22 protein-coding genes and 1 pseudogene are annotated in these 26,060 nt (G+C 36.6%); 6 read left to right on the top strand and 17 right to left on the bottom strand.

Going from position 1 to position 26,060, the window contains the following annotated elements; genetic code table 11:
• Positions 1 to 226 precede the first annotated feature (226 nt).
• Both H9635_RS16440 and hflX read right to left on the bottom strand, forming a co-directional pair.
• Complete coding sequence (locus H9635_RS16440) at positions 227 to 1,711, bottom strand: peptide MFS transporter (RefSeq protein WP_191701394.1); 1,485 nt, start codon at positions 1,709 to 1,711, stop codon at positions 227 to 229.
• A 301-nt stretch (positions 1,712 to 2,012) separates the two neighbouring features.
• Positions 2,013 to 3,290, bottom strand: a complete 1,278-nt coding sequence (gene hflX / locus H9635_RS16445; RefSeq protein WP_191701395.1) for a GTPase HflX — start codon at positions 3,288 to 3,290, stop codon at positions 2,013 to 2,015.
• Between the two features lie 136 nt (positions 3,291 to 3,426).
• On the opposite strand from hflX, the gene H9635_RS16450 reads away from it, so the two are divergent.
• The 4 genes from H9635_RS16450 to H9635_RS16465 all read left to right on the top strand — a co-directional run bounded on the left by H9635_RS16450 (position 3,427) and on the right by H9635_RS16465 (position 8,673).
• Positions 3,427 to 4,590 carry a class I SAM-dependent methyltransferase gene (locus tag H9635_RS16450; RefSeq protein ID WP_191701396.1) on the top strand — a complete coding sequence of 388 codons (1,164 nt, stop codon included), beginning with the start codon at positions 3,427 to 3,429 and terminating at the stop codon, positions 4,588 to 4,590.
• A gap of 202 nt (positions 4,591 to 4,792) precedes the next feature.
• Positions 4,793 to 5,413: a DUF47 domain-containing protein gene (locus H9635_RS16455; RefSeq protein ID WP_191701397.1), complete on the top strand. Its 621-nt coding sequence runs from the start codon at positions 4,793 to 4,795 to the stop codon at positions 5,411 to 5,413.
• Between the two features lie 18 nt (positions 5,414 to 5,431).
• Positions 5,432 to 6,448 carry an inorganic phosphate transporter gene (locus H9635_RS16460; protein ID WP_191701398.1) on the top strand — a complete coding sequence of 339 codons (1,017 nt, stop codon included), beginning with the start codon at positions 5,432 to 5,434 and terminating at the stop codon, positions 6,446 to 6,448.
• A gap of 107 nt (positions 6,449 to 6,555) precedes the next feature.
• On the top strand, positions 6,556 to 8,673 hold the full coding sequence (locus H9635_RS16465) for an MMPL family transporter (protein ID WP_191701399.1): 2,118 nt from the start codon (positions 6,556 to 6,558) through the stop codon (positions 8,671 to 8,673).
• 324 nt (positions 8,674 to 8,997) lie between these two features.
• On the opposite strand, the gene H9635_RS16470 is transcribed toward H9635_RS16465, so the two are convergent.
• The 7 genes and pseudogenes from H9635_RS16470 to H9635_RS16500 form a co-directional block, all read right to left on the bottom strand.
• On the bottom strand, positions 8,998 to 9,222 hold the full coding sequence (locus H9635_RS16470) for a hypothetical protein (protein WP_191701400.1): 225 nt from the start codon (positions 9,220 to 9,222) through the stop codon (positions 8,998 to 9,000).
• A 20-nt stretch (positions 9,223 to 9,242) separates the two neighbouring features.
• Entirely contained in the window at positions 9,243 to 9,707 is a 465-nt protein-coding gene (locus tag H9635_RS16475) for a hypothetical protein (protein WP_191701401.1), read from the bottom strand.
• Between the two features lie 111 nt (positions 9,708 to 9,818).
• Positions 9,819 to 10,907: an AI-2E family transporter gene (locus H9635_RS16480; RefSeq protein WP_191701402.1), complete on the bottom strand. Its 1,089-nt coding sequence runs from the start codon at positions 10,905 to 10,907 to the stop codon at positions 9,819 to 9,821.
• A gap of 147 nt (positions 10,908 to 11,054) precedes the next feature.
• Positions 11,055 to 12,752: a M3 family oligoendopeptidase gene (locus H9635_RS16485; RefSeq protein ID WP_191701475.1), complete on the bottom strand. Its 1,698-nt coding sequence runs from the start codon at positions 12,750 to 12,752 to the stop codon at positions 11,055 to 11,057.
• A gap of 307 nt (positions 12,753 to 13,059) precedes the next feature.
• Positions 13,060 to 14,808, bottom strand: coding sequence for a methyl-accepting chemotaxis protein (locus tag H9635_RS16490; protein WP_191701403.1), 1,749 nt, complete (start codon positions 14,806 to 14,808; stop codon positions 13,060 to 13,062).
• 223 nt (positions 14,809 to 15,031) lie between these two features.
• The gene (locus tag H9635_RS16495; RefSeq protein WP_191701404.1) at positions 15,032 to 15,751 is read right to left on the bottom strand and encodes a YebC/PmpR family DNA-binding transcriptional regulator; all 720 of its coding nucleotides are present in this window, start codon (positions 15,749 to 15,751) and stop codon (positions 15,032 to 15,034) included.
• A gap of 157 nt (positions 15,752 to 15,908) precedes the next feature.
• Positions 15,909 to 16,055 (bottom strand): annotated as a pseudogene (locus H9635_RS16500) (neutral zinc metallopeptidase); the annotation flags it as partial.
• 195 nt (positions 16,056 to 16,250) lie between these two features.
• Between H9635_RS16500 and H9635_RS16505 the strand changes: the two are divergent.
• Both H9635_RS16505 and H9635_RS16510 read left to right on the top strand, forming a co-directional pair.
• Positions 16,251 to 16,769: a sigma-70 family RNA polymerase sigma factor gene (locus H9635_RS16505; RefSeq protein WP_225231358.1), complete on the top strand. Its 519-nt coding sequence runs from the start codon at positions 16,251 to 16,253 to the stop codon at positions 16,767 to 16,769.
• Positions 16,762 to 18,126, top strand: a complete 1,365-nt coding sequence (locus tag H9635_RS16510; protein ID WP_191701405.1) for a hypothetical protein — start codon at positions 16,762 to 16,764, stop codon at positions 18,124 to 18,126. Before H9635_RS16505 ends, H9635_RS16510 begins: the two co-directional genes overlap by 8 nt.
• A 42-nt stretch (positions 18,127 to 18,168) precedes the next feature.
• Here the strand turns inward: H9635_RS16510 and H9635_RS16515 are convergent, their stop codons facing one another.
• The 8 genes from H9635_RS16515 to H9635_RS16550 all read right to left on the bottom strand — a co-directional run bounded on the left by H9635_RS16515 (position 18,169) and on the right by H9635_RS16550 (position 26,044).
• A complete protein-coding gene (locus tag H9635_RS16515; protein ID WP_191701406.1) occupies positions 18,169 to 18,630 on the bottom strand; it encodes a low molecular weight protein-tyrosine-phosphatase in 462 nt (153 codons plus the stop codon).
• A gap of 55 nt (positions 18,631 to 18,685) precedes the next feature.
• Positions 18,686 to 19,288: a lysophospholipid acyltransferase family protein gene (locus H9635_RS16520; protein WP_191701407.1), complete on the bottom strand. Its 603-nt coding sequence runs from the start codon at positions 19,286 to 19,288 to the stop codon at positions 18,686 to 18,688.
• A 67-nt stretch (positions 19,289 to 19,355) separates the two neighbouring features.
• Positions 19,356 to 20,243, bottom strand: coding sequence for an NAD-dependent epimerase/dehydratase family protein (locus H9635_RS16525; RefSeq protein ID WP_191701408.1), 888 nt, complete (start codon positions 20,241 to 20,243; stop codon positions 19,356 to 19,358).
• A 6-nt stretch (positions 20,244 to 20,249) separates the two neighbouring features.
• Positions 20,250 to 21,086 carry a putative RNA methyltransferase gene (locus H9635_RS16530; RefSeq protein WP_191701409.1) on the bottom strand — a complete coding sequence of 279 codons (837 nt, stop codon included), beginning with the start codon at positions 21,084 to 21,086 and terminating at the stop codon, positions 20,250 to 20,252.
• Positions 21,087 to 21,187: 101 nt separating this feature from the next.
• Entirely contained in the window at positions 21,188 to 22,048 is an 861-nt protein-coding gene (locus H9635_RS16535; protein ID WP_191701410.1) for a polysaccharide deacetylase family protein, read from the bottom strand.
• 557 nt (positions 22,049 to 22,605) lie between these two features.
• Entirely contained in the window at positions 22,606 to 23,364 is a 759-nt protein-coding gene (locus tag H9635_RS16540) for an SDR family oxidoreductase (RefSeq protein WP_191701411.1), read from the bottom strand.
• 120 nt (positions 23,365 to 23,484) lie between these two features.
• Complete coding sequence (locus H9635_RS16545) at positions 23,485 to 25,107, bottom strand: glutathione ABC transporter substrate-binding protein (RefSeq protein ID WP_191701412.1); 1,623 nt, start codon at positions 25,105 to 25,107, stop codon at positions 23,485 to 23,487.
• Between the two features lie 271 nt (positions 25,108 to 25,378).
• Positions 25,379 to 26,044: a nuclease-related domain-containing protein gene (locus H9635_RS16550; RefSeq protein ID WP_191701413.1), complete on the bottom strand. Its 666-nt coding sequence runs from the start codon at positions 26,042 to 26,044 to the stop codon at positions 25,379 to 25,381.
• Positions 26,045 to 26,060 lie beyond the last annotated feature (16 nt).

Raw genomic sequence — 26,060 nt, forward strand, 5'->3', positions numbered from 1 at the left:
CTTATCGAGATCTTGTAACCATCGGGAATGTTCTGCATATTTCAAGTGTTGTATTAATCCTTCCCAACTAAAATTTTTATTGGAGATATTTTATTTTAGTAAGGATTCTCCCAGTTCCATTATATACCACAAGCTACCATTTTAAGTAGTTAACTTTTATTATTCCTTTCTTTCCAAAAGAAAAAACCTTAATTCGTAAAAAAATCTACAAATTAAGGTTAAAAAATTATTTTACACCGCGCATTGCTTTCGTAATGATTGGTGAAATGATTAAGATAACTATACCTAGTACAATAGATAAAATACCTAATACACCGAAATAAGCTGTTTCTGAAACTTGCTCGTATACACGAACTAACTGTGCGTTAATTGCCTGAGCTGCTGCTGCTGCCAAGAACCATAAAGCCATTGTTTGTCCTGCGAATGCTGCAGGAGCTAGCTTTGTTGTTGCAGATAAACCAACTGGTGAAAGTAATAATTCACCTAATACAACTAGGAAAATCGAGAACACAACCCATAATGGATTAACTAATGTATCTGCAGGCGTTAAAACGATTGCAGCAATCATTATTAGGAAAGAAGTACCTGAGAAGAATAGCGAAAGCGCAAACTTCTTCGGTGTTGAAGGTCCACGATCCCCTAACTTAGTCCAAAGAACCGCAAATATTGGTGCGATTAAAATAATGAACAGTGGGTTAAATGATTGGAACCATGCAGCCGGAATTTCAAACCCTAAAAATGTTAAATTTGTACGTGTATCAATAAATGTCGCAAGAATTGTTGAAGACTGCTCTGCAATTGCCCAGAACATTACCGCACATAGGAATAATGGGATATATGCCAACAAACGAGATTTTTCATCCGCATTTGTTTTTGGGCTACGGTACATATAAGTAATAAATAAAGTTGGAATTAAAATACCTAATGCTGTAATTAATAATGAGAAGTTTTCGATATTTGCATTACCTGTTTGATATGCAATGAAACCTAAAATTACAATGACTATACCACCAATTGTAAAGTTACGTGCTGATTTTTTCTTCTCTACGTCAGTAAGAGGGTTTGGTGCAAATGAACCAGCTAAGCCTAGACTCTTCTGAGACATTAAATATACAACCAATCCGATGAACATACCTACTGCAGCTACTGCAAATCCGGCATGGAAGCCCCAGTTCTTTTGGAATAGTCCAACTAATAAAGGCGCTAAGAAACCACCCATGTTGATACCCATATAGAAAATGGAGAAGCCTGAATCACGACGTGCATCTGTTGGCGCATATAAATCACCTACAACTGATGATACGTTCGGTTTAAGTAAGCCTGTACCAATGATAATAAAGAACATTGATGAATACAGTGCTGTTACACCAAGCGGTAATGCCAATAATATATGACCGACCATAATTAATATACCGCCATAGAATACAGCTTTACGTGTACCCGTTATACGGTCAGCAATCCAACCGCCAATAATACCTGACATGTAGATTAATGAACCATATATCGACATGATAATGTTTGCCTGCGTACGATCTAATCCTAATCCACCATCTTTAACAGCATAGTACATGTAGAAAAGTAAAATGGCACGCATTCCGTAATATGAGAATCGTTCCCAAAACTCTGTAAAGAATAATGTAAATAAACCTTTTGGTTGACCGACAAATCCTGTTTGAGGAACAGATTTCACTATTTCTTCTTTTGAATACATTTGAAATCCTCCGATTAATAAATATTCCGACAATTAAGTCTGTTGTCTGACATTTGAAATAATACACTTGAAACACTTTAGCGCAATAGTTGATTAAAATCAACAAATAATCAAAATGTTATAATTATGTCATTTTTCATTATTTTCTAACAATTAAGATATATTATTAAATTTTAGACTTTTGAATTATAAAGCAATTAATTATATAAAGAAATCATTTTGACTCTGCCTCTTTTTGGATAAATAACCACAAAAAAATCTAAGGTACATTGCCACCGCAATATACCTTAGATTTATTATTTTATTTCAGGACATAGTTGTCGTATTTTTGGTAGTCCGCTTCTTTAAGCTCGAGCGTCAGTAACGTACCATTTTCTTCATAAGCTGTTTCAAAAATGGTAGCTTGTTCATTTAAATAAGAAACCACAGCTCCTTGATCGTAAGGAATCAGCATTTGACAGGTGATATAGTTGGCGAAAATTTGTTTGCGAATAAGCTGCAGCAATTCATCCAAGCCAACATTTTGCTTCGCAGAAAGCCAAATATTATCGCCACTTACTAACGGATATTCTAAACTTGCCAAATCAGATTTGTTGTATACATAAATGGTAGGAATATTCTCAACATCGATAGCCTTCAACGTTTCATTCGTCACGTCCATCATGAAGCGGTATTCTTCATTTGATACATCGACAACATGCAAAAGTAAATCCGCTTCACGTGCTTCTTCCAAAGTCGAACGGAAAGCCTTCACTAAATGGTGAGGTAATTTACTAACAAAACCTACAGTATCCGTAAGTAAAAATGACTTATTGTCTTCGAGTTCAATATTGCGGACAGACGTTTCCAATGTTGCAAAAAGCATATCCTTTTCAAAAACCTGCTTTGTTACATCTTGGCCAGCCTTTGCAAGCAGCTGGTTCATAATTGTAGATTTCCCTGCGTTTGTATATCCTACAATGGAAACGACTGGCACAGCATTTTTACGGCGTTGCTTACGTTGTGTTTCACGCTGTTCTTTTACTACTTCTAATTCTTTTTTAATTTTCGAAATTTGATCTTCAATCTTTCGACGGTCCAACTCAAGCTTCGTTTCACCTGCACCACGGTTTTTAAAGCCTCCACCTGTGCCCCCGCCCTGACGTGATAATGATGCATGAAGCCCAACTAGGCGTGGAAGCATATATTGTAGTTGAGCAAGTTCCACTTGCAATTGTGCTTCACGTGTTTTTGCACGACGACTAAAAATATCTAAAATCAACATAGTTCGGTCAATTACTTTACATTCTAAATCCCGTTCTAAATTTCGAATTTGCGAAGGGGACAGTTCGTCATTAAAAATAACAATGTTTGCATTTGTTTCTTCAAAGAATGCTTTAATTTCTTCAATTTTCCCAGTGCCTACATAATGTGACGATGTTACGCGCTCTAAATTTTGCGTTACCATACCGACAATTTCTACATTCAATGCTTCTGCTAAATTCGACAATTCTTCCATTGAATAATCGAAATGCTCATTCTTTTGTAAATTGACTCCGACTAATACACCGCGTTCAACTAATACTTCAACATCTTTCAAACTGTTGCCTCCTTGCTTACATTAAAACTTTTCCCCATCGTATCATACAATTCAAAAGCCTGTACAATGAGACGACAAAGGCGCATTATTATATTATACGAACATGATTATTTTGAAAAAAGAAAAGGCGGTTTTTATGGAATTTGAACAAATGAAAGTGCAACTTCTCGCACTAATTTCTAATAAAACATTAATCCAAGCAACAATTAGCCAACCTCGGCAAAAATCAAATGACTTAAAACGCGTAAAGCTAAAGCCAGTCGAAATACGCGAAGAATATATGATCCAGCTTGAATATCAATATGAAAGAATTTTAAAGCATGAAAATGTTACGTTACAGGATTTGACTGCTAAGCTCGACATGCTTTTTGAGCAATTCAGGCAAGCGCATGCTGAGTTTCAGGAACAGACGATACAGGTACAGCTTTCCAAAAAGAACAAAGTACTCTGGAAGTCAAGTCAAAATGCGACGGCAAAACAAGTTGATTTATCTCATAATCGTAAAAAACAGTACTTACTGGATGACTCACGAGTACACCCGTTTTTAGTTCGTTTAGGTGTGCAGGCGGAAGATGGGAAGATCAAAAAGCAAAAGTACGATAAGTTTAAACAAATCAATCGATTTGTAGAGTTTATTGATGATTCTTTAGCCCACTTACCAAAAGACAAAACAATTCGTATTTTAGATTTTGGCTCTGGTAAATCGTATTTAACATTTGCGTTGTATTATTATTTAAAAGTCGAAAAAGAACTGGATATTCACGTCACAGGTCTAGACCTAAAGAAAGAAGTAATCGATGAATGTAATCATATTGCCCAGGATTTACAGTATGAAAATCTACAATTTTTAGTAGGCGATATTAATGATTTTAATGAAGAAACTCAAGTCGATATGGTTGTAACGTTACATGCATGCGATGTCGCGACAGATATGGCATTGGCACGTGCAGTGAAATGGGGAGCAAAAGTAATTTTAAGTGTTCCTTGCTGTCAACATGAGCTTAACCGTCAGCTTCAAGCACCCGCTCTATCAGTCATGACTCAACATGGATTAGTGAAAGAGCGCTTTGCTGCATTAGCAACAGACTCCATTCGTGCTGAGCTACTATCACTTGTTGGCTATGATACACAGCTATTAGAGTTTATCGATATGGAAAATACCCCAAAGAATATTTTAATTCGTGCATATTTCACGGGGAAAAAGCCAACAAATGAACAACGAGTAAAATATGACGAATTTGTGCGCTTTTTAAATGCAAAGCCCTTTTTAGAAAACGAACTACAAATTTTATTGAAATAACATAACTATATTCTCTATTTGCTCATAATTTCCTCTTTATTGACTAAATATAAGCAAATATTCACTTTTTCCTTATGTTACAGAATTGTAAAGTTTAACTCACACAACGTAAATTTTGTATAGATTTTTTTAAGTTTTTGTTATGATAATTGAGGTTAATTTTTAAAATAATTTCTATTATATAAATTCAGGAGGCAATTCCATGTTTAGTTCAAAGAAGCAAGACCCGTTTTTCGCGGCATTATTAAAAATTGCTGAAAATATGCGTGAAGGCATTCACTATGCAAATGATTTCCGTATCGAAACGGTTGCAGATTTAAAAGAGATTAGTATTCGTATGAAACAATATGAAACAGCGGGCGATAAATTGATCCATGAATTAATCGTTATGCTGAATAAGTCATTTATGACGCCAATCGAGCGTGAAGATATATTATCATTAGCCATTCGTATGGATGATGTTTTAGATGGAACAGAAGGCACAATTGGACATTTTGAAATGTTCTCTTTAACAGAAATCGATGATTCGATGCGTGATTTCCTAGTCTACATTGCCAAATCAACAGATGAAATTGTAAAAGCAATGGAGCTATTAAACAAAAAGGATCTTGTTGGTATGCGTCAGCATGCGATTTTAATTAAAGATTATGAACGTGAATGTGATGAAGTATTACGTTCTTCAATCAAAAAACTATTTTTAAATGAAAAAGATCCAATTCGTTTAATTAAATTCAAAGATATCTATGAGCAGTTAGAAGAAATTGCTGACTACTGTCAAACAGTGGCAAACACAATTGAAACAATCATTATGCGTAACGCGTAAAATTTAGGGAGTCCTTTTATGAACACACTACTTATTATTACCGTCTTAGTAGTCTTTTTTGCACTTGCATTTGACTTCATTAATGGTTTTCATGATACTGCAAATGCTATTGCAACATCTGTTTCTACACGTGCCCTACCGCCTCGAGTAGCGGTAATCATGGCAGCAATTATGAACTTTTTAGGTGCCATTACATTCGTAGGCGTAGCAAAAGCGATTGCATCAGATATTGTTGATCCATTTGCATTGTCATCCCCTGATGCACCATTAATCGGTTCTGTTGTTATACTAGCAGCATTATTATCTGCAATTACTTGGAACTTAGTCACTTGGTATTTTGGGATTCCATCAAGTTCTTCACATACATTGATTGGTTCAATTGCCGGTGCAGCTATTGCAGCATCTGGAATTGGTGTTTTAAATTATAGTGGCTTTACTAAAATTCTTATCGCTTTATTAGCTTCACCAATCATTGCTATTACTGTCGGATATATTATGATGACACTTATGAAATTCCTTTTTAAAGATATGAACCTGTATAAAACAAATAAGGGCTTCCGTATTATGCAAATTTTCACGGCTGCGATCCAGGCATTTACGCACGGTACAAACGATGCGCAAAAAGCAATGGGTATTATTACAATGGCACTTATTGCAGCCAATTGGCAAACTACTGATGATGTACAAAGCTGGGTACGTTTCGCCTGTGCTTTAGCAATGGGTCTCGGTACATCCATTGGTGGTTATAAAATTATTAAAACAGTCGGCGGTAAAATCATGAAAATCCGCCCTGTAAATGGTGCAGCAGCCGATATTTCTTCTGCATCGATTATTTTTGGGGCAACACTAATCCATTTACCGGTATCTACAACACATGTTATTTCATCTGCGATTATGGGTGTTGGTGCGGCTCAAAATGTTAAAGGCGTAAACTGGGGAATGGCTCGTAAAATAGTCACTACTTGGATTATTACAATGCCTATCTCTGCTGTCATGGCAGCAGTTATTTACACAATATTAAACATATTCTTTTAGTTGGAGGATAGGTATGTTCCGAAATTTCTTTCGGGCAAACCTCCCTCTTTTCTTTTTTTCCAGGAATCTATTACACTGTAATTACTGAGAAAGAAAGGCGGTATTAGATGAAACAGTTCGCAGTATTTGTCACAAGGTTCGCAAAGCCCATAGTTCTTATATGGTGTACGCTTTTAGTCATTCTTGCCTATTTGGCATTACAACTTCCCGCTAAACTGCAAGGGGATGGATTTTTTTATGATGGAGATCATTCTTATGTAACAAATGAACTTTCCGAAACTTTCAACCTTCCTGCAAAAACGATTTTCGTATTGTTTGAAGATAAAACCGAAGAAGAAATCAATACGGCACTTGAAAGTTTAGAAACGATCGAGGAAATACAAACTATTACCTCTCCAGTAGGTGTAGAAGAATTAAATAACAATGGTTTCGCTTACGGTCTTTTAGAGTTTGATAACACAGTCGTCGATTACTTCCCTATTATTGATGAACTGAGAGAAAAGCTCGGTGAAAATAATGGCATTTCTATTACGGGCGAACCTGTTATTTCAAAAGATATTAATCTAGCTAGCCAAAATGATCTAATTAAAGCAGAGACAATTGGTTTACCTATTGCATTGATTGTCTTACTACTTGCATTTGGTACTATCGTTGCCTCATTACTGCCAATTTTTGTTGGTGGTGCAACTGTTGTCATGACACTCGGTATTTTAACACTTTTAGGGGATTCCGTTAACCTATCCATTTTCGTGTTAAATATTGTACCAATGCTCGGTTTAGCGTTAAGTATCGATTTCGCTTTATTATTAATCAATCGTTATCGTGAAGAGCGCAATACACAGTCAATTGAACACTCTGTACAAACCGCTATTCAAACAGCAGGGCGCTCGATTATTTTTTCCGCACTTTGTGTCATGATTGGGCTCGGTGCAATGGTTGTCATTGATGTTGAGATTTTCATGAATATCGCTTTGGGCGGAACAATTGTTGTGCTATTGGCAGTATTAACAGGGCTAACTCTTTTACCTGCAACTCTTATTCTGCTCGGAGACCGTTTAAATAAAGGACGTATTTTCCGTATCAAGCCGACTGCCTCTCGTTGGCAAAAGTTTGCCGCTTTCGTTATGAAGCGTCCCGTCACTATTATTTTCGTTGCCGTTATCCTTCTAATCATTGCAATGGTACCGATTAAAGATATTGAGTTAACGATTCCTTCAACGGAGTCATTACCGACTTCTTATGAATCTCGCCAAACTTTCGATAAACTGGATGAAGAATTTGGCATAGCTGAAAATACACCTGTCTTCTTGCTTGCTGAAAATTACGATGACTGGGATACGACAGAAGGACGCGAAAAAATATTCGATATTCAACAACAGCTATTAGATGATCCAATGGTAGACCGCGTAACTTCTATGTTTACAGTGGCAAATATTGAATCTGCTGAAATGTGGGAAATGGCAAATAGTAACCCACAAGCACCGGGAGTACTCGATGAAGTTGCTGAAAACTTTATTAAAGAAGATAAAATGTATATGGTGGCCTATTTAAATACAACTGGTGCAACTTCAGAAGCACAGGATTTTGTACGCGACTGGATGGATAAAGATTTAGGTGTTGATTTCGCATTGTCTGGTCAAGCGAAGTTCAACCAGGAAATATTTGATGAAATAGCAAATAAGGTACTTATTGCAATTGCCATTATCATCGTTTCAACATTCTTTATTTTAATGGTGGCATTCCGATCGATTTTAATTCCATTAAAGGCGATTATCATGAACATTTTAGGGCTTGGTGCAACGTTCGGGATTCTCGTCTACATATTCCAATATGGACATTTCGGTTTGGAGGCAACAACACTTGTGTTGATAGTTCCTGTTCTTATATTCTGTTTAGTATTCGGATTAAGTATGGACTACGAGGTATTTTTAATTTCCCGTATTCAGGAGGAATATTTAAAAGGTTCGAATAATACAAAAGCAACAATAGATGGACTTGTCTCAACAAGTAAAATCATTACTTCAGCCGCACTTATTATGATCGTCATTACTGGCGCATTTGCATTTACTGATGTAATGCCTGTTAAGCAAATTGGTGTCGGTATTGCAATAGCTATTGCCATTGATGCAACAATTATCCGACTCATGCTTGTCCCTAGTTTCATGAAGCTGTTCGGCGATTGGAACTGGTGGCTGCCGTTTAGAAAAGACACGAGACCGAAATAAAGAGAAAATGAAAATAGCCATCTATCCGGATTTATGAGGATAGATGGCATTTTTAAATCACTGTAATTGGTGGGATGTGAATTTATTTGAACAAATCGAACGGATATTAGAACAACTTGAGATGATTTTAGAACATCCACAGCCTATTTTAGCATTTCTCCAACACTTATTAGCACAACACATTAGGTTATTAGAAAATCACAATTTTATTAGATGTTTTAAAAATATATTAGAACAGTCCCTTATTTATTAGAAAATAATCTAAACACTATTGTTAAAATTCCCTCTCGCCGTAGAAACAACAAGAGGGAATAGCACACTATATTAACCTAAATAAAGTAGCTCTTCATAATAATGCTGTGCCGATTTCGAATAGCTTGGCTGCTCATCTTTTTGCTGTTCAATTTGCTTCGGCTCTTTAGGCTCCCACAGCATGTAAAATGCTTGAATTGCAACAATGATAATAATGGAAGCGCCTAAAATTATAGCTATGATAATTTTCACCATTTTATTCCCTGACATCTCTTTTGATTGCTGCTCCTGCCCCATCCTTCATATCCCCCACTTATCTATTTTGAAAGTCGGAAACCATCTTCACGCAAATAAGCGACAGCGTCTTCACGCGTACCGAATGTTTCCTCTAAATTTCCTTGATGATAAATATTCCAAGAACGATCGTTAAATTCGAGATTCAGCTCAGTACCTTCACGAGATACCCATGTCTCGATAATAGGCAAGTCCTCTACTTCTTCTTCCGATAAATAGTCGATGGCATCACGTACAATTTCACGTAACGCTTCTTCGTCATAATCACGAATGTTCACAAGTCCATTGTCGCCTGCTTCTTTTTCATATTTTAATAAGTCTCCTACGAAAACAAAGCCATTGCCGTTAGGGTGCAACTTTTCTACAACGATTGTTTTTTCGTAAAGGCTTCCTTCAAAGTGATAATTCACACGTTTTAATGAAATTTCCTTTTTAGTCAACTGAGGAAATGATTCGATAATTTCTTGTTTTTGTTCAAATGTTAGCATTGTATGCTCCTTTTAAATGTCTTTTCAATTATTTAGTATACCGTGTTCAGTGAAAATTAAAAAGCGAAGCATATGTTTGTCACATATACCCCGCAATTTAGCAATATAAAACTATACCGTCTTATTGGCAGTCTCTTTAATGTGTTTGCGTTCTTCATAAATATTTTGAACGATTACTTTAATGACGCAGTACGTAGGTATGGCAATTAAAATCCCGATAAATCCAGCGATATTCCCTGCTGCTAATACGATTGAAATTACTGTCAACGGGTGAATATCCAAAGAGCGGCCCATAACATTTGGTGTAATTAAGTTACTTTCTACTTGTTGAGCGATAAGCGTCACAACACCCACCCAAATAACGTCAAATGGATTATTTAGAAGCGCTACAATCACTGCGGGTAAAAGGGATAGCCACGGACCAATAAATGGAATCATATTCATAAAAAATGCAAACAAAGCAAGTAACAATGAATAATCTAAACCAATGATTAAATAGCCAATGTACATCATGATTGCGAGTAAAAAGCTGACCAATACTTGTCCTTGTACATAGCTTCTTAATACATTATCAATGTCTTCTAAAGTTTTCTTCACCCATGTGCGACGTTCCCCGGAAAATATACCATAAATTTGGGGAGCAAACTTTTCATGGTCTTTCAACATGAAAATAAAGAAAAACGGCGCTAATACTAATGTTAATGTCACCGTTACCGCTCCACTTAAGAAGGACATAAGATATTTACTACTTGCGACAGCAATGTCTTGAATGGAATTGGTTACCGACCCGATAAACTCTTCTACCTGAGGAGGTAACATCGGAATATTTTCCTTATTATCTAATATAAAATCTGCTGCTTCTTCAATATCCTTCGCAATCGTCGGTGCATTTTCCACAAGTCTATTTACTTGGTTGGCAACTGGAGTACCAATCAAAATCAGAAAGCTTGCGAATAAACCGGCAATTATAAGAACAATTGTAATTAAACTTCCCCATCTCGGCATTCCGCGTTTTTCCAATATACGCTGCAACGGCTCTGAAATATAATAGAGCACTCCGCCGAGTAGTAGCGGTACAAGAATTGTCGTAAAAATAATGATAATTGGATTAAATATCGCATGAATTTCAATAAAATATTTAATAATCAGTAAAGTAATTAAAATCCCTACCCCAACTTGAAACCACAGCTTCCTTGTCATCGGCTCACTCTCTTTCTCAACTATCTTTTTCTTTTATTAATCACTATAGATTATGTACGTTTTAGCATGCCATAAAGCTTCATAAAATACAAAATAAAAAGGCATTGTTTTGCAACTGAGTATTTGCAAAACAATCCTTTTTATCTACTATAGTTTTTTATCGTCGATTGAATTTAAATAGTCCTCAATTGTGCCAATAACTGATTCTACACAGCCATCCTCAAATGGAGAAACTAAGCCGGCTTCTTCAACAAGTTTTGTGAATGCAAATGAACCGCCAAGACTACATAGGTGAAGATAGTCCTTCCAAGCTCCTTTAAAATCTTCTCGTGAACGTTTCCAAAATTGGAATGCACAAATTTGCGCTAGCGTATAGTCGATATAATAGAATGGGCTTGAATAAATATGCCCTTGTCGTTGCCAAAAAGCACCTGATTCTAAATAATCATGTCCATCATAATCACGATGTGGTAAATATTTCGCCTCAATTTCTTTCCATGCAACATTGCGTTCAGCTGGTGTCATTTGTGGATTTTCATACACGACATGCTGGAATTCATCTACTGCTACACCATATGGTAAGAATAGTAGCCCGCTGCTCAAATGTGAGAACTTATACTTATCTGTCTGATGCTTGAAGAATAGCTCCATCCACGGCCAAGTAAAGAATTCCATACTCATTGAATGGATCTCAGCTGACTCATATGTCGGCCATAAGTATTCAGGAATCCCAATATTTCGGCTTGAATATACTTGGAATGCATGGCCAGCCTCATGTGTCAGTACATCGATATCTCCGGATGTGCCATTAAAGTTTGAGAAGATGTACGGAGATTCATAATCTTCGATAAACGTACAATATCCACCGCTCTCCTTACCTTTCTTCGCAACTAAATCCATTAAATCATGCTCGATCATATAGTTGAAGAACTCGCCTGTTTCATTTGATAATTCTTCGTACATTTTTTTACCATTATCAATAATCCATTGTGGGTCCCCTTGAGGTACAGCATTTCCTGTTAAGAACGTTAAGCCCTCATCATAGAACTTGAAGTCTTCTACACCAATTCGTTCCGCTTGGCGCTCATATAGTTTTGATGCAAGAGGAACGATATATTCGCGTACTTGCTCACGGAATTTTGCTACCATTTCTGCATTATAGTCAATACGGTTCATGTTGACATAGCCTAGTTCCACATAGTTTTTGAAGCCTAATTTTGTCGCGATTTCATGTCGCAGCTTCACTAAATCATCATAAATTTGATCGAACTTTTCTTTATTTGATGCATAAAAGTCTGCAGTCGCTTTACGCGCTGCTTTACGTACTTCACGATCTGTAGATTCTGCGTATGGCCCCATTTGTGCTAATGTCAATGTTTTACCATCAAATTCAATTTGAGCAGAAGCAACTAGCTTGCTGTATTCAGACGTTAATTTATTTTCCTTTTGCATAAGCTCGATTACTGCAGGCGAGAAACCTTTTAATAAGTTTTCCGCTAAAGCAAAGAGCTGCGTACCCCACTTCTCTTCTAACTGAGCTCGGAATGGTGATTTTACCAGTTCTGTATAGTAATTAAAAACAAGCTCATCTGCCAGTGGGCTTACTTCATCAATAAAGTCACGCTCTTTTTGATAATAGTCATCATTCGTATCAATTGATGCACGTACATAAACGATATTGGCCATTGTAGAAAATGTATTGCGAATGGCGTTTAATTTTTCGATAACCTCGCTTTGCTCATCCACAGTAGTGGCAGCTTTAAACTCTTCTAATAATGCAGCTGTTTGTTCTTTCATCTGTTCTAAATCCGGACGTTTATATTCAAATTCTTTAAATGTTACCAAACTCATTCACCCCATCTAGTAATTCAAAATTCACTCTTTATTATTTATTATAATGTAAAAAATTGCAATTATTATCAGAATATTTATCCTTTTCTTATAAATAATCAAAAATAAACAGTGGAGAATTGTCGCCACCGTTTATCCTTGTAACCCTTTATATTCAATAACGACTAATTGATTCTTGAAGACCCGTAATCTCATCCGTTAAATTGCTTGCGGAAGTAGTTACAACAGACATGGCGCTTTTATGTTCTTCTTTGCAGATACATCTCCCGTTTAAACTTACCCGGCAGCCCTCTTAATAGCTTTATATTTTAAATTTACTCATTTCTGATACAACTTGTTGAGAATGTTCGTCTAATTGATTTACGGCTTTTGTTAAATCATCTACTACTTGAGTTTGCTCATCAGAAACGTAAGCTAAATTTTTTGCATTGTCTGAAGTATCATTTACCAAACGGCTCATTTCTTCCGTTGATGCTAAAATTTGTTCTGCCCCTGCAGACATTTGCTCCACAACAGCTGAGTCATCCTGAATCCGATTATTTACTTCTAAAACTGAATTTAAAATTTGATGTAACTGTTGACCAATTTCTCCTACCGCAATTGTTCCTTCTTTTACATCTGACGTTGTCATATCCATCTCGACTAAAACTTTATTTGTAATCGTTGAGAATTTTTGAAGTTGTCCTGAAATTTCTTCTGCAGATTGACGAGACATTTCAGCCAGTTTTTTCACTTCATCTGCAACAACAGCAAATCCCTTTCCTGCTTCTCCAGCGCGTGCAGCTTCTATTGCAGCATTAAGCGCTAATAAGTTGGTCTGATCTGCAATACTCGTAATAACGTTGACCATCTCTTTAATGGATTGGAAGCTATCACCCATATCTTTCACGAGTTTTGACGTATTTTCTACAGAGTTTTCTACACCTTGTATTTGAGCTACCACTTTTTCAGAGTTCTGTGCACCATCTTCCACGATACTTGTCATATCTGTTGAGATTTCTGCTATTTCATTAATTGTGTCTGCAAGCTTTTGAATACCAGTCGCCATTTCATTCATCGCTGCATTTACTTCTGTATTACTTACTTGTTGCATTGCCCCACTTTGAGATATTGTTGAAATATTATCTACCATTTTTTCATTGGAAGTATTAACACTTATAGTCGATGTTTCAATCAAGTCAACTACTTCTCCCAAACCATTTGTTCGATTTTTTAATACTTTGAAAGTTGTCGACAAATCCTCTAAGGAATTTCGGAAGTTTGTAGCAAAGACCGTAATTTCATTATTCGTTTTAAATTTAATACCTTCAATAATTGCTTTTGATTGAGCAATATCACCCGAAGCTAAATGCTCCGCAGCTACATTTAAAGTATCTAGAGGTAATAACGCACGACGTATATAGGCATAAATACCAATTAAGGCTCCACTAATGATTACGATAAATAGAATTGCCATCAATGGAACAACTTGCTTAGCAACGTCTCCTGTTAATGATCTAATATACGAGGCATCGATATCAACGCCCAAATAAGCTATTGTTTCTCCTGAATCGTTTTTCACAGGAACAATACCTGTAATATATTCACCAAATTTGTTGCTTAAAATATCGGTTGCATAGCGCCCATCCTCTATAACATGTTTGATATGTTCATATTTCGTCGCACTAGAAGAAGTGCCTATCTTTCCAGCTCCCTCGATATCATCCGCTGGCATACCGTCCACTAAAAATATAACATCCCCATCTTTTTCGGGAACAAAATACGTGTACGCGTATAACACACCGTTAAATTCACGTAGAGCATTAAGCTCTTCACGCAATTCCCAATAAATCGAATTTTCGCTTGGTTTATCAATTAACTGCTCATACTTTTCTATATCAATGAAATTTACAATATTACTCGCTACTTCAACCGTACGTTCCTTAACAGCTGACTCAACTGATTTTGAAGAGTTATAGTTCATCAAAGCCATGTTTAGCACTAGAATCACTGCAAAAATTATGCCAATTATTAATATGATTCGAGTACCTAGTTTGCCCCTTTTTTTCATAATACACCGCCTGTTATTATATTTAGATAGTTATATGTATTTTGAATTATCGAACTAATAAATACAACTGGTTCTACCTAATTCACTACATTCCTTAACAATTTGTAATAATATTGTACTAATTCCCTTATTATATTTAATATTCTTCCATCGGTAGTCTTATAAGATCGGAATCCTGCACCATAAAAAAAAGCCCAAAATTGTCTATTTTGGGCTAGAATCACTATTCTCCTAAATCAGCATTGTGATATACACGTTGTACGTCTTCTAAATCTTCCAGTGCATCGATCATCTTTTCAAATTTCACTAGATCATCACCATCTAAAGCTACTTCAGTCATTGGCAGCATCGTTAACTCTGCTACAGTAAAGTCTTCAATGCCCGCTGCTTTAAATGCTTCTTGAGTTGCATGGAATTGTTCCGGCTCAACGTAAACGATAATTGTTCCTTCTTCTTCCATAATATCACGCATATCCAAGTCAGCTTCCATTAAGATTTCCAGTATTTCATCTTCTGATTTACCTTCAATACCGAATACTGCTGTATTTTGGAACATATGTGCCGCAGAGCCTGATACACCCATGTTTCCGCCATTTTTACCGAATGCTGCACGTACTTCTGAAGCTGTACGGTTTACGTTGTTTGTTAATGCATCAACGATAACCATTGTACCTGCTACACCGAAACCTTCATAGCGTAACTCATCGAATTGCTCATCGCCGCCACCTTTTGCTTTGTCGATTGCTTTTTCAATAATATGCTTTGGTACAGAGTAAGTTTTCGCGCGTTCTAAAACTGTTTTCAGTGCACGGTTAGATTCCGGGTTTGGTTCCCCAGATTTAGCCGCCACATAAATTTCACGACCGAACTTTGCATAAATACGGCTGTTAGCTGCATCTTTACCAGCTTTTTTATCTTTAATGTTATTCCATTTACGACCCATTATATCCACTCTCTTTCGATTATCTATTCATCACGTTATTAAGAAACGAAAAAATATTATTTAACTTACTCATTATACATAAAGTCCAAAAAAAATTAAATTGCCTTCTCAAAAAAATGTAAAACCTGTAGCAATTTTTCATATGCTACAGGTTTCATTATAACTGTGAAGCCTCTAAGCTAAATGTATCGCCGCCTTGAAGTGTCCCGACATCATAGCCTTTTTTAAACCCGCGCATCCGTTGTTCACTTGTACCATGAGTAAAGCTTTCCGGTACGACATAACCTTGCTTTTGTAATGTATCTCTGACGCAAAACGTAACACCAATGCAATAAGTGATTCACGACATACTTTGCCCTATAATTACCCTAAATAGCACTTCCTATAACGTACTGGTTAAATGACATTCATTATTTTTTTAAAATTTATCATTTAATAAAACGAGAACTAAATCTGTTTCGTCTAATGGATAAATCAATAGAAAGGAGCGCTTTTTTATATGATGCTTTCCGATGAACAAGCATTTCAGCAGGTAATGGAAACGTATAGCGATTATCTGCTCCGCATTGCCTACTTATATGTGAAGGATTGGCAAGTAGCAGAAGATATTGTGCAAGACTCCTTTTTATCGTATTACGTCAAGTTCGAGCAGTTTGAAGAACGTGCATCATTAAAGACTTACCTCGTACGCATTGTTATTAATAAATGTAAAGATTATTTGAAAAGCTGGTCATACCGAAAACAGCAATTAACAAACACCTTTTTTCAGACAAAAACAGATCCTCAGAAGATGCTTCAACAAGCAGAACGACTCGATATTGCCGAAGCAATTTTAAACTTGCCTATACCTTTAAGGGAAGTCATTATTCATTACTACTATGAGGAACTCTCTGTCCTGGAGGTTGCAAACTTATTAAGAATATCCGATAACACCGTAAAAACGAGGATGCGAAGAGCAAGACAATTATTAAAGGAAAAACTTTCTTCAGATGAATGGGAGGTGCTTGCCAATGAATGAAATAAAACGTCAGCTTAATAAAAAAATAGGTTCTACATCTAAAAGAGCGGAACAAGTAATGGCAAAAGTAAACGAGCAAAAGCGGCAAAAGCAGCCTACAAAGAAATCCAACCGATTATACTACGCAACGTTTACAACTTTTTTAGCAGTGGTTATCTTTACGTTTCTTGTAGTGAATCCGTGGTCATCAAATAACTTTAGCCAAACTACCTATACCCCACCTGTAGATGAAGAAGAAACAAAGGAAAATGTAGATTTACCATTACAAAGTTACTTTAAAGCAGACGGTGATGTTGCTTATTTTCTTGGAATGGGAAATGAATATGCAGGATTTACAGAAACAACAACCTGGCTGTTCGAGGACTACGTAGAAATATTGGAAGATAATACCGGTGCTACAATGCAAAAAATTTACCATATAAAATCTGATGCCATTGAACTCGTCTATCAGGAAATGATGGAGTTCGAAAAAAAATCGTTTACGTTGGCACAATTAAATCAGCTAGACCCTATTCAAACTATTATTAAACTTCCTCTAACAGATGGTGTTACATTTGAAGCGAAAACAATATCGTATCCAGTAAAACTGATAACACCTTACAAGGAGTATGATGACTTAGTACAAATCACCGAGGAGAGTGACGGATGGGAATGGACCTTTTATTATGATAATGGCGACGGACTTGTTGCTAGGAAAACTCTTCCAAAGGATGCTAAGGATGGTGAGGAAATATTATCATTATTAGGATCGATCAATGAATTACCAACATTAAACAAAGAGAAGGTCATTTCGTTTAAAAACCTTTCAACGAATACAGTGGAGGAAATTCCGTTTTACCGGCTAACATTTTTAAATCAACTTTTATTATACAAGTATGAGGCAGATAACTTTGAATTGACGTATGAACCCCTATTTAAATATAACGAGGCTGAAATTGGCGTTTTCAAATACAATTGTCTCGAAAAATATTGTGAAATGGCGTTCGTGAAAAGACTTGGTGAGGAAGTTACATTCGGCAGTTTAGCTTGGGGGGAATTGCGGAGCTTTAAGCGGTCACCAAATTTTGAAAATGTTATTTTTTCCATTAACCTTGATGAATATTATGAAGACACTTTACTTCCTCGAAGTATGCTTCATGTGCTCAATATCGATAAGATGGAAGTCAATATGCCAAACTCTATGCAAGATTATTTTACTTATGCATGGTATCCAATCTTTCATTATGAATGGATTGATGACACGACAATTCAAGCGGAAGTGCCTGATGTTGAAAATTATGAATCACCTACACTTTATAAGTGGCAGCAGTCACAAGAGAAAAAAAGGAAAATCATTGAAGTTTCATTACCATACTAAAGTGAAGAGCGGGGTTGATCTCTTCATCAGCCCCGCTCTTTATTATTTCATGTCTTTTAAAATATGTTCCAGCAATGCCTCGCAGCCTTCTAAACATAGATCATACGTTTCCTGGAAATCTCCTGTATACCATGGATCAGGGACGTCCTTCTTATGATTGGTCAAATCAAGAAAGCGGAACACTTTGGCATCTGCTTCTGCACGGAGCATTTCTATCGTATTTTTTACATTACTTTCATCCATACAAACAATATAATCAAAGTTATGTAAATCACCTCTTCGTAACTGACGCGCCTGCATACCGCTAGTAGTAATGCCGAATTCCTGCAGTTTCGCCTTTGTCCCTTTATGTGGCGGCTCTCCGATATGATAATTGCTCGTGCCGGCCGAATCAACTTTAATTTGAGCAGTTAAACCACGCTTTTCTACTAAATCACGCATGACTGCCTCTGCCATTGGAGAGCGGCAAATATTTCCTAAGCATACGAATAACACTTGTTTCATATTGACTCCTCCTCATAAAGAAGCCACCCTAAAAAGTCTGGGCAGCTTCTATATATTACTTCACTTCTGGATGCATTTCTTTTAGGTGGACAGTCAGTCGGTTGAGCTCTTGTTCCAAAAACTGTACCGATTTTTCACGACCTTCTTTTCCCGCTTCCACTGTAAATGGCTTACCGTAAATTAAATAGCCTTTTTGACGTTTGAATACACCTGCTGCATTTTTCGGACCGATATAGGCAGCGGGCAAAATTTCTGCCTTAGATAGTTGGGCGATTGTCACAGCACCGGCTTTTAATTCCGAGTTTTCGGAGCTTCTTGTCCCACTAGGAAATATCCCTACAACCTTTCCCTCTTTAATAAGTTGGCGAGGGATTTTAATCACACTTGGCCCTGGATTATCACGATCAACTGGAAATGCATTCAACCTTTTAATAAGCCAACCTAAGCCTTTAACATCGAACAATTGCTTTTTAGCCATAAAATGTACTTCTCTTGGCAACATCGATATTCCCAAATTTAAAATGTCGATATAGCCATTATGCGTACAAGCAATGACAAAGCCTCCTTCTTTCGGTATATTTTCTTTCCCATATACCTTTGCTTTTGACCCGTTAACTCCTAAAACACCATATACAATATTTGCAATAAATTTATACACGTTTCATTCCTACCTTATGTTTGATTCTCAATCTATTGTAATCTATAGTCGTATTGCTATACAATCATTACTGTTTTGGTGTAGATTTTGCAATTTCTTCGACTAACTGAGGCAACCAATCATCAATATGACTAAATTTAAATCCTAGTTGCTGTGATTTATCATTTTTCATATACCATGAAGCAGGGATTGCATATGGCGAACGGATTTCCTCTGTACCGAGCAGTGCTATCTTTGCGCGTTCACCTGTTTTTTCTTCTATAAGTGAAATCAAATCTTTTAATGCGATAACACCATTAGCCGTAGCATTAATTGGACCTTCAACATTTTCCATTCCGGCCCACATTAAAAATCTTGCAGCTTCTGTTGCTTGAATGAACGACATTTCCGCATCCATATTGCTAAATCCTATCGGCTCATTATTTACGATGCGTTCAATATGGAAATGCAATCGGCGCGTATAATCATCCGCCCCCATCACAATAGGGAAACGAACAGCCACTACTGGGAAATCGGCAAATCTATAAAAAACCGCTTCCGCTAAACGCTTACCTTCACCGTATGAAAATTCATGTGTTTCACCCATAACGATTTCATATGAAGTTGGATCAAAATCCACCTCTTCATGGAGCTTGCCATCTGCCTCATATGTAGCTAATGTAGAGGTGAAAACGAGTTTACCGATATTACCATTAAAAATGTCGCACAGTTGTTTCGCTTCATTCGGTGAATAGCAAATATTATCGTAGACAATATCAAAAGTGCGGCTTTCTAAAGCCTGCTCAAATGCAGCTTTATCTTTACGGTCGACTTTAATATGTTCCACCGCATCACCAAACGGATTTTCAGAAACCCCGCGTGTTACAATCGTTACTTCATGCTTTTGCTCTAATAATAATTCCACTAATTTCTGTCCAAAAAAACGCGTTCCACCTAATACCAAAATTTTCTTCATCCACCATCACTCCATTCCAATTAATAAATCCAAATCAATTGTAATTTCCCGTAATTGAATACTTTCTTTTTCTTCAATGTGCCAGCCCATTGGTGTCATTTCAAGTAAGTTTTGTACTAGATCTACTTCAAGTGGAACGGTATACGTAATTCGCTTCACTTCGACATGTGCAAAGGCTGTCTTAAAACGCTCTACGGTTTGAGCATTTGTATAGCTTTCCTTTTCAGAATCTGCAAATGCTTGCTTGCGTAGCTCCATTAAATAATTTTCCTGGGGAACAATTTTAATAACTTTTCCCCCTGGCTTCAGCAATCGTTTAAATTCCTCATAGTTTGCTGGTGATAAAATATTTAGGATGGCATCAAAGGATTGCTCATTATATGGGCTATTCGCCAAATCACCCACGCACCAAAGCTGTTCATTATAAAACTTTGCTGCTGCCATGATTCCTTCTTTTGAAATATCTATTCCGATGCCAACAGCACCGTCTAATTGCTCACAGATGCGGTGTAAATGAGACCCTTCTCCACAGCCTGTATCTAAAATGACCGAATTTTGCTGTATAATTTCACCGGCAATCGCTTTTTGCACTTTGTCATATATTCCCGCATGAATAACCTTATGGCGTGACTCGAATAGCTCTTTGCCATACATCGACTGGACTGGTCGATTTAACATATATAAATAACCTTGTTTTGCTACATCAAATGTATGATTCGAAGGACAGCTCATTTTCCCTTCATCACTCATATTCATTTGCTGTTTGCAAATAGGACAAGCAAAAATTTTACTGTTTAATTGAAATTGTTTAATACTTAACGCTCTTTTTGATAATAGACCCACGATGGATCCTCCTTCGTATGTGTTCGCTTGTATCGTACCATAAACTGATAAAAATAAAAAAAGGAAATAGCCCTCACTACTTCCTTTTAAAAACTCGCAAACTATAATAATTGGCTTGTTGTCACAAATTCATAGCCTTCCTCTTTTAAATACAGAATAACATCTTCCAAAGCATCTGCGGATTGTTGGTGAATATCATGCATCAAAATAATGCCATCATCCTTTGCTTGTTCCTTCAAGTTCGCCAAAGTTTTTGACGGTGTTTTATGGTGCCAATCAAGTGTATCAATATTCCATAAAACCGGAGTTAACTCAATGACTTCTCGTACCGTCTCGTCAATGGCGCCGAATGGGGGTCTATACATTGTGGGATATTTCCCGATTGCATCACAAATTGCTTCGTTTGCTCGATTGATCTCCGCTTGCATTTGCTTAACATTAAGCTTCGTTAAATTTTTATGGCTCCATGAATGGTTGGCAATTTCATGCCCAAATGCATCTGCCTTTTTTACAATTTCCGGATGCTTCACAACATTTTGACCAAGGACAAAAAATGTTGCCTTCACTTCATGTTTTTGAAGCGTTGTTAAAACCTGTTTTGTCACATATTGATGTGGACCATCATCAAAAGTAAGCGCAATTCTTTTCTTATCACCTCTAGTAGGTTGGCTCTGTTCATCCTCTTGCTTTTGAGTTAATATTTTTTCAACCTCTATGTATTCATCACAGTTTTGAATAGTCCGTGATAACCCCCCATTATATAAATAAAAGGGTTTCACTAAGCCATTGCCACTTGATGCTGTATTAATAAATTGGTTGTACGCTACTTGTTCAGAATAAGTTAGGCTCATCGTAATCTTCTCGCTATCTGCAAATGTGGATGGCACATCTTTCCAAAAACGAAAGCCTAGAAAAACTATTAAACTAAACATAATACCGAGTAGTCCAACTTTTTTGCCCATCTTATTGCCCTCCAATCGTCAGTATATTAATTAGACGTATGAACACAGCAAAAAGTTGATAATATTTCAAAAAAAAACATATTTTTCTTAAAATTATATTGGATTGTTCTTCAAATGCATTTTCACCTATTAAAAAGTGTTTGTTTAAAAATTAAATTAACATTGAACCGTTGATTTCCATTCCGGGACCGATGCTTTCCCCGGGCACGGCTCCAGCTAACTAAATTGCGCCTACAACGGCAGGCACAATTTAGTGGATCTTCCGCGCGTGCTCCTGCGGTTACTCGTCGCAAAATAAATTTCGCTATTCCCGGTGGAGTCACGGTCCCTCCATTCCAATCAACTTATTAATCTCTTTAAATAAAGTGACATACGATATCTATAATGACTAGTAATTAAACCAATGAACGTGAACAAATTGAAATAGGGGCGATTGAACAACTTGTTCCTGCTAAGCATCTAGTTAAAATTTATAATAAAAGACAAAAGGTCTCGAGAGACCTTTTGTCGACAATCTGAGAGTTCGGTTTACATACGAACACCTTTATAATAAATTTTTAGTAAGCTGTCCATCCTGCATCTGCAGTAATAACAACCCCATTTACAAAATCAGAATCCTCAGATGCTAAAAAAAGTGCAACACTCGCAATATCTTCCGGTTCTCCACTGCGTGGGTTAAAACTTGCTCCTGCCATTGCACGAGACATACCTTCTTGATTTGCATTACTGAAACTTGCCCCAATATTTGTATTGACCCCGCCTGGAGCAATCGCATTACATTTAATGCCTTTTTCTGCATATTGGAATGCTGTATTTTTCGTTAATCCTATAACCGCATGTTTAGATGCTGTATAAGCAGCCCCTGCCCTAGAACCGTATAAACCACCTATTGAGGCAATATTGATAATCGTTCCTGCACCCTTTTCCAGAAAAATAGGCATTGCTTGACGGCTTGCACGCATAACACCTTTTACATTTATTTCAAATACTCGATCCCATAAGTCATCTTTCACGTCACCTACTGGAGAGAAGTCGTCCATAATACCAGCATTGTTTACTAAAATATCAAGTGTACCATAACTATTTAAAGCGGCTTTTATTAATTTATGAATATCTGCTTCCGTCGCAACATTAGCTGCTACAGCAGTTGCCGTTCCACCCAGTGCTGTAATTTCTGCTACTGTTGCCCCTGCACCTTCAAGAGTTAGGTCCGATACAACAACCTTTGCACCTTCTCGGGCAAATAAAATGGCCGTCGCCTTCCCCATTCCTGATGCAGCACCTGTTATTACTGCGACTTTATCCTTCAATCTCATACTTAAAACCTCCTAAATAGGATTTCGTTACTTTAATAATTTCGACGGTAACAGCCAGTTTACCTTTAAAAAATACATAAAAAGGAAGTAGAACTTCGAAAAGTTCCGCCCCCTTTATACTTACTTTACAAATTTCACTTCCTGAAGCTTATGATGACCTGAATCATTGATCCAGTGCCCTTCTATTTTTTCACTTAAGCCCGTAATATAGGCTTGATGGTGTACGTATATCATTGGTGCTTCTTCTATTAAGATTTCTTGAGCCTGTTTATACATTGCAAGACGTTTCGTTGTATCAATTTCTTCACGTGCTTCATCTAATATTGCATCTAACTCTTTATTACTATAGAAAGTAGTATTACCAGATCCCCCGTGATTTTTAGAATGGTATAGTTGTGTCAGGAAATAATCTGCATCACCTACTGGATTTGATAAACCTAGAATATACATTTCATGCTCACCAGCATCCGTCTTATCAAGGTATGCACCCCATTCTAAAACTTCGATATTAGCTGTAATATTTAATTGCTTTAATTCTTCTTGAAGCATAATGGCAATATTTTGTCGTTGTGGATTATCGTTTGTCCAGATTGAAGTTTCAAAGCCTTCTGCGTATCCAGCTTCTGCTAAAAGTGTTTTTGCTTTTTCAATATCTTTAGTAATCGGCGTTAGTGTGCCATCATAGCCAAACACAGTTGGTGCTAGTGGGCCACGTGCCGGTTCACCAATTCCTTCATAAATACCATCAATGATTAACTGTTGATCTACAATCATCGAGATCGCCTGACGTACACGTACATCATCGAACGGTTTCTTGTTAATATTAAACCCAATGTAAGATAATGAAGAACCTGGAGTAATACTAACTGAACTAGATGTTGCATCAACCATTTCCACTTCATTAGGTTGTACTGGTTCAATAATATGTGCATACCCTGTCTCAAGTTCGGCTGCACGCGTTGCACTTTCAGGAATTACTTTGAAAGTTACTGAATCAATATAAGCCTTTTGATTCCAGTAATCCTGATTATTCACTAATTTAATTTCCGTGCCTGGTGTCCATGAATCAAACTTCATAAAGCCAGTACCAACTGGACCATTAGCATTCATAATTGCTCCAGCTATATTGCCCGCTTCCATATTTTCATAATCTGCATCAATTTGTGCTGGTGAAAGAATAACGCCTACTGGGTGGTTTAAGTGGTTTAATAGTGGTGCGAATGGATAATGTGTATGAATACGTACTGTGTAATCACTCACAACTTCCACTTCCTTAATGGCTTCAAATAAAAATGCGCGTGGCGCTGCAACTTCCGGATCCAAAATTCGTTCAAAGCTCTTTTTCACTGCTGTAGCATTGAATTGTTCTCCATCATGGAATTGTACCCCTTCTTCAAGTTCAAACTCCCATGTTAAATCATCAATGGATGTCCAGCTTTTTGCCAAGCTTGGTACAATTTCTCCATCTTTATCCTTTTTTACTAATCCCTCTGTTATGTTTGATAATACCGAAGCTGATGGAACGTCCGTTGACATATGCGGATCTAGATTTGCGGCATCGGATAATGTTGCTAATACTAAATCACCGCCTGCTCCATCTGTATTATTCGAAGAATCTGCCGAAGCATCGTTATTACTAGAAGAATCTTCTGTTGAATCATCTCCACCGCTACATGCAACAAGTAATAAGGCAAATGCCATTACTATAAATAGTAGAAAACTATTTTTAAAGTTTTTATTCATTTGTTGTACCCCCTTTGTTTTTTGTTTCATCCATATTACAGCCTAAATTTTACAGGTTAAAATTCATAAAACAAACAATATTTTAAATTTTTATTCATTTCAGACAAATAATTCGTTCATATTATTTTCGAAATAAATTACTTAAATGAGCAAATAAAATATGCTATATAGCAAAAACAACCTTTTTTCAATAGTACATTATGCATTTTTTATACATTTTCGTTTAATAAAAAAAGAGCTAAGCAGTGGACAACCTGCTTAGCTCTTCATTTTAATTCGCCGATACTGTTGATTTCGACTTTAATGTATTGTTTTTGTCAGTCATAAAGCCCTCTAATGCTGAGAATAATGTTTCAATATTTTCTTCCGTTAGACGTTTTCTATCAAGGGTTTTTGTCCAGTTATTTAACTCTGACATTTTTAACACTTCGACATTTTGCGAATGAATTTCAATTTGTTGAATTGAACAATCGTTTGTAAAGACAACAACCGACTCGAATAGTGTTGCATCCACTTCTGGAAGCTGATCCTGCAAGGCATTTACCAAACGCTTCGTTTCGTGAATTGGGTTGTTGAATGTGCGTATTTTATTCTTATGTAATAGCTCTTTCCATTCAATATTTTGCTCTCGTCCATTAATCCAGCCGGATTTATCTTTAATGTTCACTACATAAATACCGGATTCATGTAGGAGTAAAGCATCAATTGAATGAAGTTCCTCATAAATAGGAATTTGTAAATTAATCATTACTTTTCGAGCGCCTTTAGCCCGCTCTAGATCATGCATAATTTTATTTAATACTCGGACCCTTTTCTTCATTAATACATCAAAATAGGAATAACCTGTTATTTTATAGAAAATGGTATTGTCATGGATATAAATTTTGTATGCGAGATAGCCTACAATTACCATTACAACTATTATAAATAAGGTCACTACGCTCACTCCTTGC

It is taken from the genome of Solibacillus faecavium (assembly GCF_014836905.1).
GTDB classification, from domain to species: domain Bacteria; phylum Bacillota; class Bacilli; order Bacillales_A; family Planococcaceae; genus Solibacillus; species Solibacillus faecavium.